This is a genomic window from Fibrobacter sp. UWB15 (assembly GCF_900177705.1).
Lineage (GTDB): Bacteria > Fibrobacterota > Fibrobacteria > Fibrobacterales > Fibrobacteraceae > Fibrobacter.
Genome location: NZ_FXBA01000001.1, coordinates 535,753 through 554,548, shown reverse-complemented (window position 1 = coordinate 554,548; position 18,796 = coordinate 535,753). Strand labels below are relative to the sequence as shown.

8 protein-coding genes and 1 other RNA gene are annotated in these 18,796 nt (G+C 47.5%); 5 read left to right on the top strand and 4 right to left on the bottom strand.

From position 1 onward, the window contains the following. Window positions 1–24 precede the first annotated feature (24 nt). Both B9Y58_RS02305 and B9Y58_RS02300 read right to left on the bottom strand, forming a co-directional pair. Entirely contained in the window at window positions 25–8,076 is an 8,052-nt protein-coding gene (locus tag B9Y58_RS02305) for a cadherin repeat domain-containing protein (RefSeq protein ID WP_073053894.1), read from the bottom strand. A 357-nt stretch (window positions 8,077–8,433) separates the two neighbouring features. Further along, entirely contained in the window at window positions 8,434–12,933 is a 4,500-nt protein-coding gene (locus tag B9Y58_RS02300) for a cadherin repeat domain-containing protein (protein ID WP_158278303.1), read from the bottom strand. A gap of 204 nt (window positions 12,934–13,137) precedes the next feature. On the opposite strand from B9Y58_RS02300, the gene ffs reads away from it, so the two are divergent. Further along, an RNA gene (gene ffs, locus B9Y58_RS02295) (signal recognition particle sRNA small type) lies at window positions 13,138–13,234 on the top strand. A gap of 115 nt (window positions 13,235–13,349) precedes the next feature. Next, on the top strand, window positions 13,350–13,967 hold the full coding sequence (locus B9Y58_RS02290; protein WP_073053890.1) for a histidine phosphatase family protein: 618 nt from the start codon (window positions 13,350–13,352) through the stop codon (window positions 13,965–13,967). Window positions 13,968–14,069: 102 nt separating this feature from the next. On the opposite strand, the gene B9Y58_RS02285 is transcribed toward B9Y58_RS02290, so the two are convergent. Next, window positions 14,070–15,101, bottom strand: coding sequence for a DUF5683 domain-containing protein (locus B9Y58_RS02285; RefSeq protein ID WP_073053888.1), 1,032 nt, complete (start codon window positions 15,099–15,101; stop codon window positions 14,070–14,072). A gap of 169 nt (window positions 15,102–15,270) precedes the next feature. Between B9Y58_RS02285 and B9Y58_RS02280 the strand changes: the two genes are divergently transcribed. The 3 genes from B9Y58_RS02280 (at window position 15,271) to B9Y58_RS02270 (ending at window position 17,838) form a co-directional block, all read left to right on the top strand. Then, window positions 15,271–15,801, top strand: a complete 531-nt coding sequence (locus tag B9Y58_RS02280) for a CinA family protein (protein ID WP_083532176.1) — start codon at window positions 15,271–15,273, stop codon at window positions 15,799–15,801. 40 nt (window positions 15,802–15,841) lie between these two features. Continuing rightward, entirely contained in the window at window positions 15,842–16,942 is a 1,101-nt protein-coding gene (gene recA / locus B9Y58_RS02275) for a recombinase RecA (RefSeq protein WP_073054724.1), read from the top strand. Between the two features lie 110 nt (window positions 16,943–17,052). Next, complete coding sequence (locus tag B9Y58_RS02270; protein WP_073053886.1) at window positions 17,053–17,838, top strand: hypothetical protein; 786 nt, start codon at window positions 17,053–17,055, stop codon at window positions 17,836–17,838. Here B9Y58_RS02270 and B9Y58_RS02265 read toward each other — a convergent pair. Beyond that, on the bottom strand, window positions 17,758–18,714 hold the full coding sequence (locus tag B9Y58_RS02265; protein ID WP_143154627.1) for a hypothetical protein: 957 nt from the start codon (window positions 18,712–18,714) through the stop codon (window positions 17,758–17,760). The two genes, B9Y58_RS02270 and B9Y58_RS02265, sit on opposite strands and share 81 nt — an antisense overlap. Between the last annotated feature and the right edge of the window lie 82 nt (window positions 18,715–18,796).

Genomic DNA, 18,796 nt, shown 5'->3' with positions numbered 1-18,796 from the left:
CTCCTACATTTTCAATTATTCAACTTATTTGTTTTTCGGACGACGGTAACCGAAGGACTTCAAGAGTTCGTCGCTATTCTTCACAACGTCACCCTTGCGCTTGGTGGTTTCGCCGTAGCCATCACCCGTGTTGTGATCCGGATCGTAGGTGCCGTCCGGAATCGTACAACGAGCCTTGGAACGAATATTGGCCTGAACCTTGTAGACGAAGGCGCCAGTAGCATACTGCTTGCCATTGTCAGCCCTCACAAAGCCATCCTTATCCGGTTTCATTTCGAAGTACATCTCAAGGAGACCGGCGTCATCCGTGAAGGTCGGGTCGTTCAGTTCCTGAGTGAAGCTGAAGTAATCCACGAAGTTGCCCAGCGAAGTGTAGACCCAAATCTTGGCATTCAGCTTGATGTCAAACAGGTTCACCTTGCTTGCATCGCTACCGATCTTGAAGCCGTCTTCGCAGAATTCTTCAACGTATTCTTCAACAGTGATCTTATGGCTCTTCTTGGAGTTCGTACGTTCGAGAGCGATCATTCCATCCGGAGTAATCAAGTCGTCGAGCGTTGCAAGGCCAGAAATAGCGTCGATCACCGGCACCTTGATATCCATGGCGAGGGTCGGGCCCAAGTGCTTGGATCCAGAAGCGCCCGGATACGGTTCCTTACCGCTACCTTCCTTGGTCTTGAAGTCGCCACCGATCAAGGTTTCCACTTCTTCGCCCGTAGTCGGGTTACGGATACTCACAGCAAAGGTTTCACCCTTTTCAGGCGGGTTGATAGCGTAGTATTCTTCGATCTTTTCTCTCGAAATCTCGGTCACCGGCTGTTCAACAGAAATATCAACATCCTTGCTGTCCTTCATGTACACATACACCGTAGCAGAGGCTTCGTTACCGGCCTTGTCGCGGTAGATACGGATAATCGGGTTCGGACCCTTAGAAAGACCCTGGAGCGTCAAGGTATCCTGAACGACGCCGTCGACAGTCCAAACAACCTGCACAGAGTTCGAACGGATAATTTCCTTGTTGGTCGGCGAAAGGATTTCCACCTTCGGCAGCACCTGGTCAACCACGATAAACACGGATTCCGTTGCGACGTTGCCATACTTGTTTTCGTAGGTGTAAGTCACAGAGAAGCCCATATCGCCTTCGGGGCTCTTGACCTTGTTACCCTTCTTGTCGACGAAGTACGAAATCGTCCTGTCGTTGCCAAGAGCGTCCCTGGTCGTCGTGGTAATCGTAAACAAGCCTTCGTTGGTCGTGTAACGGCTGAAGGTCTTGGAAGTATCCTTGTCCATGTTTGCAAACACGGTCTTGGAAGCACCCTGTTCCATCAGTTCGCCAGACGGACCCTTCACAAAGATTTCACCGGTCAAAGCGTCAGCCTGGTAAGAAACTTCGACGTCCTTGCCATTGTTGCCGCCAACCCTAGTCTTGTAGGTCACGGTAATCACTTCGACAGAGTCAACCTTACCCTTGTCGTTAATCACCGGCACCTTGATGGGGTTACCCTTCTTGTCGGTCATGTAAGAAATAGTCACAGTATCCTGGCCAACGATTTCCTTGTAAGAGAACTTGATCGCGTTGGCATTCACCGGAGTTTCGGTCACCTTCTTGCCGGTTTCGTCGCGCATCAGCTTGGAATCGGCAATCTTGCTAACCTTATCGAGCGTACCCTGAGAAACCGTAACCGGATCAAGATTCACTTCGATAGCGAAAGACGTATCGCGCTTACCGGCAGGATCCTTAATGGTCACCCAGACAGAATCCTTCATCGTGTTGATGTAGATGTTAGTGTCATTACCCATATCTTCCACAAGGGTAAACACGTTTTCAGCATCAACCAACGTGGGCTTGCCCGTCACGGTCACTTCAGGAATAGCGTCGCTGAAGTAGATTCTCACCGTATCGCTACCCGCATGGTCCTTGGCCGGGTTCTTCCACTTGATCACCACCACAGAATCCTTGGCGATGTTCAGATCAGTCATGCAAGTATCGTAACCATCTTGGTTCCAGCAGATTTCGCGGATCGCATGGTTGGTGTAAATCGTTTCAGGATCTTCCCAAGTCTTCTTATCGGAACTTGCTTCCGTAATTTCGACGGTAGTCCATTCTTCGATGTTACCGATATTGATCTTGACCTTGGCGGTATCGTAGAATTCGCCGTCGTCCACCTGAACATCTACGTAGTAGTTGTTCTTGTTTTCGTAATCGAGGGTGTCGATCAACGTCAAGGCGCCCGTCTTCGGGTCAATCTTGAAGGTGGTCGTGTCACCGCCAACCAGCTTATAAGTCAAGTCACGCTTCTTCGGATCCTTATCCGGATCGGTTGCGCGAACGGTATCCACAACCGTACCCGGCTTGGTGTCTTCCTTCACCGTGATCGTCTTATCCGTAATGGAAGGCGGTTCGTTCACGTCGTGAATGTTGACCTTAATCGTCTTCGTCACGGTGATCGGGTCACCAGAAATCAGGCTACGGTCCGTGATATCCACCATGTCAGTGATAGATATCTTGAGGTCGATCGTCGGATTCTTTTCGAAGTCAAGACCTGGGCACTTGCTATCGCTGATAGTCACGACACCCGTCTTCGAATCGATTTCGAAGCAGCCAATCGGATCGTCAACAATCTTGAAGGTCATCACAGAATCGAAGCGGTCAATGTCATCCCACTTGATCGTATCGACAACGGTACCCTTCGGCGAGTTTTCATCAACACCGATGGTATCGGTCAGAATCTTAGGCGGTTCGTTCAAGTCAATCAGCTTGACAGGAATCTTCAAGTCTGTATAGACAGTCTTGAGGGTCGTATCGCCATACGTCATGTACACCCAGTACATGGAATCCTGGCCGCAGATATACTCACCATTTTCGCAGTCAAGCACGACATTCGCGCGAATCATGACTCGCATCAAGTCCGTAGAGTCCTTGTCGAGCCAGAACAATGCGGTATCACCACCCGTCATCTTGAAGCCGTTATCGTACAATTCCGGATTCCTAGACATCGAGTCGATATCGCTCGGGTGTTCCACGTGGCCAAGGGAATCGTTAATATGGTTGTTTTCGGTAATCACGAGCGGCCAGACATCGAAGAGCGGCTTTTCGTTTTCATCCGTCACGCGAATCTTACGATACAGCGTATCGGCCAAGCCATCCGGGTCGGTCACGACAATGCCCATCGTGTATTCCGGATCCGGATCATCACGAGAAGTTGCATTTCTAAGTGTTTCGTAGTCAAGCAGCTTTTCGTCCTTGACGCGCACCGTAATCACATGCTTTACAGAATCGTAAGCAATCGTAAAGAGGTCGGAGCCCTTCGTGCTCACGCCCGGAATTGTCGTACCAGCATCGAACCAAGTTACCTTAGCACCAGTAGCATGGTTGGTATCTTCGTCAGCAACATGATACTGGAACAAGATCATACCCGTCGGAGTAACGATCTTCTTAGTACCATTCGGATTATCCGGATTTTCCTTGATACCAATGGTAAGGATAGAATCCTTGCTCTTGACGCCACGGTCTGTAGTATCGCAGACAGCCACGCAAAGCGTATCGGAATCGTCGTCGCCATCCGGAACAGGACCATCGACAATAATCGTCGGCTTTTCATTAACATCCTGAATGTCTACAGTCACCTTGGCTGTGTCATAGAGGCATGCGCCATCATACTTGCCGGAGGTCGAATTCAGTTCGCAGTTCGAAATAAGAACATCGAACACATACTTATGAACGGCCAATTCGTAATCCATCTTGGTCGGGTCATTCACCTTAACCTCGTTGGAGTCCATGACAAAGGCAAATGTGCTATCCTTACCGATAATAGAGTATTCCAAGTGGCCAAATTCCTTGACATGCTTAATATCCGGTTCGGTCACATCAAGCTTACCAATGACAGTACCCTTCGGCAGATTTTCTTCGGGCTTCAGGTCAGCATCCTTAGCCTTCGGAGCTTCGTTCACGTCGACAACTTCGATAATGCGGCGGATAGAGTCACCCATACCGGCAGGATCTTCAGGATCGCTAACGTAAATCGTGAGTTTGTGAATGTCGCTGACAGTTTCGTAGTCAAGCTTGCTGCCATCCTTTACGGCAACCACGACTCTCCACTTGCCACCGACCTTCTGCACATAAATCTTGAACAGGCTGTCAGCGCCAGAGGCATTCGTATTCTTGAAGTATGCGTACAGAGAATCCTTATGGCCAGTTCCGACGTCTTCGTCAGCAACTAAGTAGTCGATAATCTTGTAACCGGTCGGAACATTTTCCTCTACCGCAAGAGTCAAGACAGAATCGTGGGTATGAACACCGGTGCAGTTCGGGCCCTTGCAGAGCGAGTCCACAATGTCGTGGCAATCCGGACCAGTGCATTCCGTGCAGCTGTCACCCTTACAATCAGGAATAATGACCGTCTTTTCAGGCACATCCGTCACAGCCAGCGAGACCTTGGCGGTATCGTAGAGACATGCGCCATCGTACTTGCCAGAAGTCTTGTTCCATTCACAGTTTGCGACCTGAACCTTGAACGTGAACACGGTATCCGGCTTCAAGGATTCATAATCCAAGGTATCAACATTGGTCACGACAATCTTGTTGGAATCCATCGTGAACGGGATGTTATTACCAATGATAAAGTATTCCAGGTGACCGAATTCCTTGACATGCTTGGTATCCGGGTCAAAAGCAGGCAACTTGCCAACGACAGTACCGTTAGGCGTATTTTCCTTAACTTCAATCGTCGTATCCTTAGTTGCAAACACCGGAGCTTCGTTCACGTCGACAATGTAGATGACGCGGACAATGGAATCACCAAGGTTATCGGTATCCTTAATCGTCAAACGAACCTTATGAGTGTCCCTCACAGCTTCGTAGTTCAGTTTCGACTTATCCTTGACATACACCCTCAAGGAATCCTTCACAATCTTAACAGCGAACAGGGAATCAGCTCCGGTACCGCTAAGGTCAGTAAGAGTTGCCTTAAGAGTTGCAATCTGACCGAGGTCCGGGTCATCAACCAGGAATGCATGGATAATGGTTCCTGTTGCAGAGTTTTCTGCAACTGTGAACGGACCGTCGCAAATCGTATCGTTTTCGAAGCACTTGATTTCCGGTCCTTCCGGAACGTTCTGGATTCTCACCGTAATCACCTGCGTTGTATCCAAGCAAGCATTCACACCGGTGATCGGATCCTTCGCGCAGTTTTCGACCTTCACCGTAAAGATATAGACGCTATCAGCCGTTTCACGGTTCATCTTCGAAGCGTCCTTCACGACGATCGTCGAATCAGTCATCTTGAACGGCACATCCGTTTCAACAATGGAGAACGTCAGCTTTCTGAAATCAGCGTTGTAGATATCCGGATCGGTCGTACGAACGATACCGATAGGATCGTTCACCTTCAGATTTTCCTTCGGATACAAGGTAAACTTACTCCTTGTGCCCGTACCCGTATAACCATCATTCTTGCGAGCAAGGCTATCGATCGTAGGAGTTTCGTTGACGTCAATAATGTTGATTTTACGAATAATCGTATCTTGCTTGTTATCGGCATCCGTTACAGTTACAGTTACTTCATAATACGGTTCAACCTTTTCGTAGTCAATCTTACTCTTGACCTTAAGGCTCAAGGTATCGTGTGAAATTTTAGCATCAAATAACGTAGAGGTTTGATTAGTCTTGTTATCCTTGACTGTAGTTTTCAATGTTGCAAGCTGACCAATATCCGGGTCAGAGAGCTTGAAAATGTGAATCACAGAGTCAATTTTGGAATTTTCAAGAGCCTTATACGGACCCTTACAATTCTGATCACCGCCAAAGCATTCAATTTCAGGATCTTCAGGAACATTCGCAATCTTCACGGTCACCTTATGGTTTGTAGTCAAGCAATTCTTTGTCCACGAGCCATCAGTTGCCAATTCGCAGTTGTCAACTTTAACGGTAAATGTATAAACGCTGTCCTTAGTTTCATGATTCATCTTAGATGCGTCGTTAACGACAATCACAGAATCCTTCATCGTGAACGGAACACTAGAGGCTTCAACAATAGAGAAAGCCAAGTGACCATATGCAATCACATTGTAAATGTCAGGATCCACTGCATTAACAATGCCAACCGTAGTTCCCTTTGCGACATTTTCCTTTACACTCAAAGTGTCGAAATTACCTGCGGCGACAGTCAAACTAGGATCATAGATTTTCTTGATTTCCGGAACTTCGTTCACATCAAGAACGTTAATCGTACGATCAGAAGCGTCAGTAATTTTGCCGTCATTTTCCAAACTGAAAGTCAATTTGAGCGACGTCTTCGTTAGAGCTTCATAGTTAAGAGTTTCGGTCTTAACAGTCATCTTGACATAAGCGGAATCATAAAGAGACGGATCAGTACTATTTTCTAATTTCACCAGTTCAAAATCAAATAATGTCTTGGCGAGCGTAGCATCAGTACCACCAACAATAAGTTTAAAATCATCAATAGCAGTTGCTGCAATTTCTACACCATCAACTGGGATTGTAGCAAACTCAGTCCCCTTGGCCGTATTTTCATTGACATTATAACTTTTAACATCATCATCAAAATGAGGAGGACGAACATCTGTAACAACAAGATTAAACCTACCTTCTTTCTTATTTCCAGGCATTACAGCACCAACAAGGTCAAAAATCTTCAAAACAAGGATTTCTTCGCCTTCATCATAAGAATCAGAAATCACATTGATATAGATTTTGGTCTCATCTGTCGGCTGTAGATTACCCTCTTTAATCAACACCCGTTCCGATTGATTCAAAGCACAAACAGGGAATTTGGATTTCGACGTCTTTTTAAAATCTGCAAGAACTGCTTTTCTCGGCGTTGCGCTGGCATCCTTTTTCGGATCAGGTTCACCATTAGGATCCACTTCAAAGCAATAACTAAACTTCACATTGGTTCCCGGAATTGTATCCAAGAAAATGGGAACCAACGAATCACGACTATTTTCAATCCATTTTCCGTCTTTCAACAGATTAGGGTCAATTTCTGGTCCTCCAAACGGAACATAAATGAAGCTTTTGCCATCGAAGTCCGTATCAATATAAATGCTATCTGCCAGCACCTGACCAGCAAGAATCAAGTGGTGTTCAATCGTTATTGTACCTTTAGAAATGATTGAACCTTGGAAATAAGCATAGTTTTTATCCATCGACAAAATTTTAAGATTGCTGTTTGTATAAATCAACAGCGTTCCCAAATATTCATCGTTTTTCAATTCATTGTATTTACCAGCAACAACCGAGTCCTCAGTAGCAACAACAATACGACCTTTTGTCGTTTCAATATCAAGATCGTCAATAAAGAGTCTCGTCAAACGACCACCATAGGGCTGTTTAACAAGAATCTTAGAGTAGTTTTCCATTTTAATATGACCGATATGAACATCATACGGTTTATCAGAACCATCTGCTGTTGCAGGAACTTGAATCGTATAAGTTTCATAGGTACTGCCATCACCAGCACCCGCCAAATTCCCATCAGGCATCGTTATATCGTACGACGAGGCTTTATTTACAGGAATTTCCAAATCGGTTTTAATCTTCGGAACACTATCAGGGCAAGCTCTCGCCGTAGAAGAATTCAAATTGGTAAACAATCTGTTCGTTTCGGCTCCAAATTTGTCTACAAAAGCCTGATCTGCAGATCCACCAACACACACAGTGCCGGCAAATTTACTTGCATTATCTTTAAAACCAGACGCAACAACATTAACATCACCCGCAACATACATCGGTCCCGTAGTAAATACATCCGGTCCAAGATGGAAGGTAACATTTTTACCAACAAGAATCGGGCCACCAATGGTATCCTTACCATTGTCGCTCAACTTAAGACTACCTTTGGAGGTTCCAAACCAACCAACGGAATCGGTAACGCGGATACTTTCATTATGGAATTCAATACCCTTGGTACCGAACATTTTGAATTTCATCAAATAGTCCCATTCTGCCTGCTGGGCATCATGGCCAGAGCCAACTTCACTGAATTGGAACGGTTCCACAGGAGCACCCGCAAAAGATGGAACCGCCAATGCCAGTGCAAGGCCGAGTTTTTTCATTATGCTTTTTCCAAACCACATAATAAACTCCTAAAAAGTTCAGTGTATACAATACACCCCTATATTTCACCATCATAAAAGATACAAAACTTTTTTAATTATTACAATAGTAATACTGCATAAAATGTTAATAAGTTGTTATTTTACGTAAAAATTTGCGTATTCTGAGTTAAAAATGACGTTTTTGCGTGATGTCCGACACCCCCGACCGGAGCCTCCAGTCAGTCCTCGAACGAAAAAATTCATTTACAAGCAAACTATTTCAAAAAAATTCATATAAATTACACGCCCTTATTACAAAATACCCCTGAGCCTTGGCCCAGGGTTTTTGTATAAGATAACACTTACAAATTCTTATTACTTGTTAGACGGACGCTTGTAGCCGAAGGGTTTCAGGAGCTCTTCGCGAGACCTGGTCACGTCACCCTTGGTCTTTCCGGTGCCACCGTTGAACGGCGGAATTGAGCAACGCAGCTTATTCTGTAGGCTAGCTTCTACCTTGTACACGTAGGCGCCCGTAGCCATAAGCTTACCGTTTTCGGCGTGCACATAGCCATCCTTATCTGGTTTCAGTTCGAAGTAGAGCTTCGTGAGGCCGGCTTCGTTGGCGTAGCTGGGATCGTTCAGTTCCTGGGTAAAGCTGTAATCGCTTACAAAGTTACCGAGAGTCGTGTAGACCCAGATTTTGATCTTCAGCTTGGAGTTGTACAGGTTAAAGGCGCTTGCGTCGTCGGGGATCTTGGTTCCGTCTTCGCAGAATTGGGAAACGTATTCGTCAACCGTATATTCCTTGTAGTCCTTCTTCGCTTCGTAATCGAGCTTGGAAGTATCCACACCCATACCGGCCGAAGAAATCCTACCGTTAGAGAGCATCAAGTCGTCCATAGTCGCAAGGCCGCTCACGGTACCGCTCTTGCCATCGCTGACGGTCGGGAGCACAACGTCAAGAATCAGGGTCGGGCCCAGGTGCTTGGAGTCGCTAACTCCGGCATAGGGCTTTTCACCGCTACCGTCCTTGGTCTTGAAGGAACCACCAATCAAGGTTTCCACTTCGTCGCCCGTAGTGGGGTTCTTCACGCTAACAGCGAAGGTTTGGCCCTTCACAGGAGCGTTTTCGGCGTAGTATTCTTCGACCTTGTCCTTGGTCACGATAATCACCGGACGTTCCACAGCAATGTCGAGATCCTTGCCATCCTTCATGTACACGCGCACCGTATCGGCGGCGATGTTTCCAGCCTTATCCTTGTAGAAGCGGACAATGATGTTCGGTCCCTTTACAAGCCCCTGGACAGTCAGGGAATCCTGCTTTTCGCCGTTGACAGTCCATTCGATATTCACGAAGTTCGTATGAGCCACCTGGTTGTCGACAGGCTTGAGGATTTCCACCGTCGGAAGCGTCTGGTCGAGCACCACGAACACGGACTGCTTAGCCGCATTGCCATACTTGTCTACGTAAGTGTAAGACACCTGGTAGCCGCGGTCGCCTTCCGGGTTCTTGACCATGTTACCCTTGTCGTCAACAATATAAGTCAACTCGACCGCATTGCCGGTTTTTTTGTCGGTGTATTCATAAGAAACTTTGAACACGCCCGTGGATACGTCGGAATTCTTGGTCGCGATAAATCCGCCGTTGCCATCCACATTAAGGGCCTTGCCCGTGGTAGCGTCAGCCTGGTAAGAAACCTTCACCTTCTGGCCGTCTATTTCGGTTTCGTAGGTAACCGTGATTACTTCGATGGAATCGACCTTACCCTTTTCGTTCACCACGGCCTGCTTGACTACGTTCCCCTTGGTGTCAGTCACGTAGCTGACGGTCACCTCAATGCCGGCAATCGTCGTCGGGTAGGAATTCAAGTAGTTGGTTCCGTTAATCGGAGTAACCTTGGTTTTCGGATTCAGTTCGTCAAGGGCCACCGTCTGCTTGGCCACATTAGAAAGAGCGTCATAAGTCTTTTGCGGCACGCTAACCTTCTTGGTCAAGTCAACGGGGATCGTAAAGCTATAGCTGGAATCACCCCTAATCGGGTCCTTGTCCGTAATGTGCACCGTAATCTGGCGAACCGTGTCCTTCACGTACACGTTAGTGTCGCCTTCGGCGGGCTGTTCCACAATGGTATAGATGTTGCTGGCGAGGTTAGCATCGCCACCGGCATCGATGTAGACCAACGGAGACACGTCGCTGTAGTAGGCAATGAAGCAATCCTTGGAGCAGCCTTCGAAGCCGTCCACATCGCAAACTTCCTTACAGATTTTGTTCTCGCCGGGCTTGAGGGTCGTATCGGAGCAATCCTTGTTCGCCTTGTTGATTTCCCAGCAGAGGTTAAGGGAATCCGTATGGGTGTAGATGATTTCAGGATTTTTCCAGAGGGAATCCTCGTTACTAGCCTCGGTAATTTTGAGATCAGGTGCAGGAACATCGATCAGCTTCACGACAATAATCTTGGTATCAACACCACCGCGATTATCCGATACACTGACCTTGATCGAGATTGTCTTGTTCTTTTCGTAGTCAAGATTGTCGCACTTTTTGGTCGTCACAACACCGGTTACAGACACATCGAAGCACTTGCTCGGATCTTCGACAAGCGTCCAGGTCAGGCTGTCGTTGTCTTTATCGATAGCTTCCAAAGTATCTACGATGGTACCGGGATCCGAATTTTCCTTGACTTGAATGGTATCCGTAACAATCCTCGGAGCTTCGTTCACATCATTGATGGTGATCGTAATGGTTGCGACAACGTAGAGCGTCGGATCGTTCTTGTCGGCAAGCATTACATCGATTGTGTAGGTATGCGGCTCGGTTTCGTAATCGAATTCCTTCTTGGTCTTGATCACGCCTTCGGATGTAATCGAGAAGTAGGCCGTGTCGCCACCCACAGCGGTGAATACGTCTTGTCTGAACACGGGCACGGAGTCGTTTTCACCCCATTCAAGTGTTCCGACAACCGTTCCCGGAACCTTATGTTCATCGACATCAAATTCCTGATCGTCAAGAATCGGATTTTCGTTGACGTTGATAATAGGGATTGTAACCGTGGTATCAGAAGTCTTTTGGTACAAAGTATCTATCACGAGCACACGAATCTTAATTTCGGTAATCGATTCATAGTCCAAAATAGAACTATCCCGAACCGTCACCAAGCCTGTTTCAGATACATACACATAGTCGGTTGAATCGGCAAGAGCGAATTTACAATGCGTGCAGAACTTGCTTCCACGAATAGCCATCAGGCTGTCGATGCGAGTTCCGACAGGCGAATTTTCAGGAACGGAATCCAGGACAATCTTCTTAAGAGATGCCGGAGTCGGATCATCAACAATCGGGAGCATGAAAGAGCCCTGGCGCTTGTTGCCCGGCATTACGGCTCCGGCCAAGCCAAACACCTTTAACGGAAGAGTCTCTTGACCTTCGAAGAGAGTATCTATAGCCACATTGATGTAAACGTTATAATCACCACGAGGAACCGTATCGCCCATCAATATCTTTACAGAACCCGTATCCTTCCCACAAACAGGAGTGATACTGTTAAAGTCCTGAATAGAAGCAATCTTGGAATTCGGATCCGTAAGGCTGGAATCCTTTATATCAAAGCAGTATCTAAAGCTAACATCCACCGACGCAAGCGTATCGAGCTTGATAGGCACAAGAACCGTTTGGTTATTTTCGATGAACTTGCCTTCAGCCAAGGCAGTCGGATCAAAATCCAATATAGTCGGATTAAATGGAACAAAGATGAAGTTACTTCCATCAAAATTATAATTAATACGAATTATATCCGCAAGCAGTTGACCAGCCAACTTAATATGGTCATTAATAACAATTGTTCCCGTAGTAAGGATTGATCCCTGAAGTGATGGATGGCTGTTTTGGTTGGTAGACTGGAACGAAATATCCTTCGTCGTATAAAAGAGCAAGGTCCCGTTATAGTCCTCGTTTTCTTGTCTTATATATGTTCCATTGCTCAATGTATCATACTGAACAGCAATATTCGTTGTTGAAGAAAAAGATATACTCCCATTCAAAAATATTCTAGTAAGCCTTCCCCCATCTTGCATATTAAACAAAAGAGTCGCATCATTTGTCAACGTAATATGATCAAGATAAATATCAAAGGGCTCCTGAGGGTCTCCTTCAGGAATATAAATTTCATAGATTTGATTATTAACATCAACAGCCGTTACAGAGCCTGTTTTTTCTTCGACAGAAAGCGTATTAAGATTAGTGACTCGAGTCTTTAATTCCGTTGAATAGGTTGGAGCAGTATTTAATTCAGGTATATACAGATTGTTCCGCACTTCAGGAACTTTAAGTCCTTTTGTGGTATCTAAGCAATCTTTATAACCGTTATTACTATTGACAGAAGCAGTCCCCTCAACACCGAAATGTTTATACTCGTTTCCTATAAGCGAAGCATACACACTAGGAACATCCCCTTGAACACACTGATGTCCATGGAATTCATTAGGCTTAGACGCAAAATTGGTTTCCTGACCAACAAGAATGTTTCCTGTCACATTTACAGGTCCATTTACAAAAACCTCTGGGCCCATTTTAATATCGATATCCCCCCCAATTAAAATGGGGCCTCCAATGGAATCATCTCCATTCTGAAAAGAAAGATTACCATGGGAGGTTCCAAACCATCCCACAGAATCGGTCACACGGATATTGCCATTTTCAAACTTAATTCCACTGGCACCGAACATCTTGTACTTCATCAGGTAGTTCCATTCGGCTTCCTGAGTTTCGGCATCCGTACCTGCGGCATTACCGAAGTAAAACGGTGCAATATCCATAGCCGAGGCAACCCCCGCTACCGTCAGTACGAGCCATAACTTGTTTAAAAAGTTTTTCATGTTGTTTACTCTTACCATCTTATACCCCCTGTTTGGAACAGATTTTTTCTCCCATCCCAAAAATAAATAAAAAAAGTTTACGTAGGTTTCTTTTTTTTCACAAAACTAGACATTTCCATGGATAAATCGTCCACTTTTGTTCCGAAAATTTGTTTTTGCCGCTTTCCCTTGACAAAAATCACGAGATATTGCTAAATTGCGGGTTCCTAGGCCCTGCGCAATGACTATTTGCGGGCAACTCGCCAGGGCGAAAGCAGCAACGGACTTGTGAATTTTTATGTGCTCAGGTCGCCTAGGATTTTTTTCGCCCTTAACAGGGCTTTTTTTATAAAAATATGGATTCCGTCGCTACGCTCTAGGATGACGTTGCGCCGGTCTACTGTCTACTAACCACTGCCTACTGTCTACTAAAAAAAATGATTCTTTGGACGATTCGCCACACCAAGCCCTACAACCCGAACGATGTCTGCTACGGCAGACTGGACTTTGACGTCTCCCCTACTTTCGAAGAAGAAAGCGACGGAGCCTTGAAGGCATTGCTTGGTGCAGGCGCCAAGCCCACGCGCATGTACACCAGCCCACTTCTCCGTTGCCTTCGACTGGCAGAGAAGGCCGAAAAAGCTACAGGGCTCACCATGGAAAAGCGCGAAGAAATCATCGAGATGAACTTCGGAACCTGGGAAGGACAGAAACTGACAGCCGTGCCCCGCGAAGAAATGGCCGCCTGGGCTCGCGACCTGCGCGGCTACAAGTTCAAAGACGGCGAATGCTTTTATGACATCGACCGCCGAGTGCAGTCGCTGCTGGACACGCTCGATGACGATGGCGAATTTTTGTGGATTACGCATGCGGGCGTAATTGCGGCCTTGCAGCATTTTGCCTGCGGACTGCCCGACGAACAGTTCGTGGAAGGCGCATTCAGCTACGCTATGGTGACCAAGTTCGAATTCAAGCGTGACGCCGACGGGCACTACCACGGGACGTTCACGAAGATCCACGACGGCATCCAGATGGCGCCGTTAAAAATAGGATAGCCGTAAAAGGAGATCCCACCTTGGTGGCCATGCGCACTAAGCAACAAGTTGCTAAGTGCTGTCCGCCCGGGTCAAGCCCGGGATGACAGTGAACGGCAAGAATCAGAAATCAAACGACATCAAGGCCTGGAGACCGCCGCCTAGGCGTGGCAGTACGGCCAAGTGCATGGGGTTGTCAAAGTCGCTGAGCAAAGCATCGACAGCGGCATCGCCAACGGAATACAGATAAAGTAAAGCAATTGCCCAGATGTACTGGTTACGGTTCTTGCGGTAATAGGTAACACGTTCATCGACGCGTTCATATTCCTCAGAGGTCGTGCTTTCTTTTTCTACGACATGCTTACGATCCAGGTAATATTCCACCATATTCTGCGATGTCCAAATACTGGTCGCAGAGCCGATAAACGCCATGTACAAAAGCCCCTGCTTACCGAACTCACGGTTGTACATTTGTCCAAAACCGGGAATAATGGACCAGAGCAGCGCCGTTTTCATGCTCTTGAGCTCAACGCTACGGTAATTGTTGTTGTACCAGATTCCAAAAGCGTCAAAGAAGCTGTACAGATAAAGGCCGTACATCCAGGCGGTTTCCGCCTTGCGCAAGTCTTCCTGCTCCATTTTCTTGTCGCTCTTTTCGTGAACGCGGCCAATGAATTCGGTTCGTTTTTCGTGGTAGAAGGCAAGGCTGTCGCGGTTTCGTTCGCGCAGGACTTTGTCGGTATAGAACGCCACGGAATCTCGAAAAGGTTCGGCTTGTTCAAGAACTCGCTTATGCTGGTAACTCTTGTTTGCAGTCACTTCGTAAAGCAACAACAGCTCGATACCCGTAATAAAGCCACCACGCACGTAATGTTCCGTATAATACTGGCCGCCCCCCGGAAAGATGGCAAACAGCATGGTCATGGCAAGCGAATTTCGTTTGGTAGGAATATCCCATTCGTTTACGGCAAGCGTGTCGATAGCGACAATACCTGTCTTGCCCTTTTGCAGGGGATCTGCCGCTACAACGGAATCTGCAGCGGAGTCTTCTACAGGCTGTTCAATCGGCTGTTCGGAAACTTTGTCATCGGCATAGAGCGGAGCCACAAAGAGCACCGACAGGAACAAGCCAAAAACAATCGAGCGTAAAAACATCGGGGTCGAATATAGAAAAAAGTCAATCCATTTCCTACTATCTATTGCCTACTTCCTACTTTCTGGAGCCCACCGTCCACCACTTTTTTCTACTTTTTTTAGCGGAGACACTCCATTGTCAAAATATGACGCAAACTTTATGTATATTTGAACACGTAAAGGAAACAACATGGTACACGAAACGGATATCGAAATGAGCACCAAGGCTCTCGCACAAGCAATCCAGAAGGCGCTTTTGACTCGTGGCGAAATGATGGCTACGGCCGAATCGCTCACGGGAGGCCTTGTGGCAAGCCACATTGTAGATATTCCTGGGAGTTCCGCGATTTTAGCCGGCGGCATTGTCGCCTACCAGAACAAAATCAAGGAATCCCTGCTCGGTGTCCCGCACCAGGTACTCGAAACAGAGGGGGCAGTATCGGCCGAAACGGTAAAAGCCATGGCCGAAGGCGCCCGCAAAAAGTTCGGTTGCGAGTGGGCAATTGCCACTTCCGGAATCGCAGGCCCTACCGGGGCAGAACCCGGCAAACCTGTCGGTACTGTATGGATGGCTGTCGCCAATAGTTTGCAAAACGAGGCTTTTTGTAAAATTTTCGAAGGAAACCGTACCGAGGTGCGCGAAAAAAGCGTGTATAGTGTATTGGGCAAGCTACTTTTTTTGCTAAATAACCAAAAAAGCACTTGCACAAGTGAACACTAAATGTTATATTTAAAAACGAAAAAACAAAATGGAGTCCAACATGGCTAAGAAAACAACAAACACCCCGACTAGCAACCTTTCCGCAGACAAGGCCAAGGCAGTAGAAGCCGCCATCGCCCAGATTGAAAAGAATTATGGTAAAGGTTCCATCATGGCTCTCGGCCAGCAGCCCGTCGAAGACATCCCCGTAATTCCTACGGGTTGTATCCAACTCGATATGGCTCTTGGCGTAGGCGGTTTCCCGCGCGGCCGCATTATCGAAATTTACGGACCGGAATCTTCGGGTAAGACGACTTTGACCCTGCACGCCATTGCCGAAGCCCAAAAGCTTGGCGGTGTCGCAGCATTCATCGATGCTGAACACGCCTTTGACGCCGTCTACGCCCGCAAGCTCGGTGTGGATATCGAATCTCTCCTCGTTTCCCAACCGGACACTGGTGAACAGGCCCTCGACATCGCCGAAACGCTCGTCCGCTCTGGCGCTATCGACATCATCGTGATCGACTCCGTGGCAGCGCTCGTGCCGCAGGCCGAAATCAACGGCGAAATGGGCGACAACCACGTAGGTCTGCAGGCCCGACTCATGAGCCAGGCCCTGCGTAAGCTCACCGGTATTCTTTCGAAGTCCAACACCTGCATGCTGTTCATCAACCAGCTGCGTATGAAGATCGGCGTCATGTTCGGCAACCCCGAAACCACTACCGGCGGTAATGCACTCAAGTTCTACGCCACGCAGCGTATCGACATTCGCCGCATTGCAGCCATCAAGGACGGCGAAGAAGTAATCGGTAACCGCACCCGCGTGAAGGTAGTGAAGAACAAGGTAGCCGCCCCGTTCACCCAGTGCGAATTCGACATCCTTTACGGTTGCGGCATTTCCCGCGAAGCCTCTATCCTCGACCTCGCTACCGAACTCGACATCATTCAGAAGAGCGGTTCCTGGTTCAGCTACAACAACGAACGCATCGGCCAGGGTCGCGAAAACACCCGCCTGTTCCTGAAGGACAACGTGGAACTCTGCAACGAAATCGAGGCTAAGATCCGCGAAAGCATGAAGGACGTTGAACTGTTCAAGCTGAACGAAGGCGACGCCATCGAAGCTGACGACAGCGACGAAGTCAGCGTTAGCGAAGACGCATAGAACCCTATCCAAACATTTTCTTCCTGAAGAGCAACAAACCCTGGCCTATCCTTTAGCCATTGGGATGGGTCGGGGTTTTCCTTTGTTGTAAATTTGCTATATTCCAGACCATGAAGGCAGAATTTTTCAAGGCAACATTACGGACGACAGCAACATTCCTCGCTATTGCTTGCTCCGGCGCCTTTTCCCAAACATCCTGCCCCCACTTTTTGCTGAACGGCCCCATGGTCGTCAACATCGAAGGTTTCTTCGTGAACGAGAAGATGTCCCGAGTAAGCCTCGATGTAGAATGGCGACACCATCCCGAAGCGCTGGACACCTTCTTCGTGAACCAGCCGGACGTTCCTAAATTCAACTTCGTGACCGCCGGCGAATACCGCTACATGGAATTCCCCGATATCAAGGTCAAGCGCCAACTGGGCACCCACCACTTGAAAGAAAACATCGGCGAAACGCCCTTAAAACTCGACGATATGGAACTTTTGGCCAACGGCCAGTTCCTATGCAGGGATTCTAGCGTCCAGAAGCCGAACGTTCTTTCTACCGCATTCTCTATGACCTGGTGGAGCCTGGTTGCAGACAGCCTTCCGCAGCCGTCAAAGGTGACCATGAACGGCGCCCGCAAAGAAAAACGCACCTTCTGGATCCGCCAGTGGAAAAACTATTCCGGCGAAATGCTGCCGACCTTAGTGAAACTTGAAAGCGAAAAATACAGCGGCGAAATTTGGATTCGTTCCGCCTACACCATTCAGGCACTGCAGGCCGACCCGCTCAAGAACAGCGTTGAAGGCAAGCCGAAACCGCCACTGCCGGATTTATTTAGAAAAATTCCTGTGAAAGGGGAAAGAAAAATACCCCTGATACTCAAGCTGAACCAGGAACTGCTGCGCGAATGATCCGTCGTAGAAACGCTTTTCGGTACGTTTCCAGCCGCCCACTTCTAAAATAATGTTCTGACGTTCCTCGCTCCAGAAGAAATGGGCGCCCAGCATAGCCCTGCCGTAACCGAGGGATTCCTTACGTACCGTATTCCTGTCGCGCAAGAAGCCGGTTTTGTAGAAATTCGATTCAAAAATGGCAGCGAAATGTTTTGTCAGAGGGATACGTCCATAAGTATCTAACACCAGCAAGAAATCGCGGCTGAACACGGGGATATTGCGGCGGTAATCGTAGCTTTTGCCATCGAAATCGGTACTGACATCCAGCAAGATGTAGTGGAATTTTAATCCGAGATTTGAACCCTTGGGTAAGGCATAGTTCAAGCAGAAGGACATATCGATCAGCTGGGTGTAATCAAAAGCGGCATCGTCCTTATAGATGTTGTCCACCACATAGTCCGCATTCCAGCTTTCGGCAATACGGCCCTCGCCCTCTACTTCGGCGGTAACCATTTCCAAGTTCGAACGCATATAGAGATAGCTTTCATAGACCACATTCGCCTCGATTTGCGGATTGGTCTTGAAGGGACGGATTCCTATACCGGCCAAATAGCCTGCATAGAAGGGGGAAACCTCGATGGCGGCGTCCATTCGCAAGTAGGACGGGAGGGATTCGAGTTTTTCACCGTAAGCAAGTTCGTCGAGCGGTTCGAGCCAAGTGTAATGGAGCATGCCTGTCGCCTGCGGGAGCCACTGGCCCCACACAAACGGCGTATTGCCCATGATAGTCCACGAAAGGTTTGGACCGTAGCGGAAGCCAAAATTCGCATTTTCGTTGAAACCATCGGCAAAAGACGCGACGTTACAAGTAAAAAAAATTATAGAAAAGGCCAATAATTTCTTAAAATAAGTCATTTCGGAATAAAATTTAAAATAATTTCCCCATTCGCGCCATAAATTCTTATTTTGTAGGCAT